Source organism: Hoylesella enoeca JCM 12259, from assembly GCF_000613405.1.
GTDB lineage: Bacteria > Bacteroidota > Bacteroidia > Bacteroidales > Bacteroidaceae > Prevotella > Prevotella enoeca.
On record NZ_BAIX01000110.1, the window covers coordinates 1 to 855 of the forward strand.

General features: G+C 45.0%; 2 pseudogenes. Both read right to left on the bottom strand.

Features of this window, described 5'->3' with window-relative positions:
* A pseudogene (locus tag JCM12259_RS12815) lies at window positions 1–442 on the bottom strand (hypothetical protein); the annotation flags it as partial.
* A 14-nt stretch (window positions 443–456) separates the two neighbouring features.
* Window positions 457–855 (bottom strand): annotated as a pseudogene (locus JCM12259_RS16650) (hypothetical protein); the annotation flags it as partial.

An 855-nucleotide genomic window follows, 5' to 3' on the forward strand; every position in this document is an offset into this window, starting at 1 on the left:
ACGACGGTAAGAACCATTTCAAAGCGGGCGAACCGGTATAGGCTACGCCTGGATTGTAGTCGGCTGCAGACTTAAAAGCTGTAAAGTTAGGATTTAACCCTTTCACTTTATTGCCTGTAACCGCACTCGTGCTATAGCTGGCATCCCATGTCTCATCGTAACCACTCGTTGGGTGAGTAGTCAAAGCATCTTGAGCTGTTGTAACTGTGTTTGTGTTGGCTTGTATTGACCACACAGGATAGGGGCACCAAGATGTTGCAGTGCCTGCATCATGCAAAGCAATGGCAATACGATTATTTTTATCTAATACTACAGCTATCGGAGTCTTACTGCCGCCGCCGAAAGTAGTGTCTTTGAAGTGGCCGGTAGTGCCGTCGCTCATCAAATAAGTATACAAAGGTTTGAGTTTGATCTTTACAAGGTATGATTTGTTAGCCTGCATTGATAGAGCGAAGTTCAACTTTTGGGCGGCAGTGATAGGTTCCCAGAAGATTTTTGCTCCAGAGAAACTGAATTTGAGATTTGAAACTTCTGTTGAGGGGAGGAAATAAAAGTAATCACTGGTCGTTTTAAAAGCATAATCCTGGCCCCACGTGAAAGTGGAGGGTTGACTTCTGTGCTTGGCAAATTGCTTGTTGCTGGCATCATGGCTCCATTAGTTGTTGTATAAGCCTTTGTCGTGGGATTATAGGCTATGCTTGCGGGGACAACATTAGCAGCCGTGGCTTCAAGAACGGTGGTAGTATTAGGAATATCCTTTTTACAAATAAATTCCATACGCAGGCGGGCGCCGACATGTTTCATTGTGAATTGCACGTATACAGGTGTAGGGCCAGTGATAGTAACCGTGGCGAA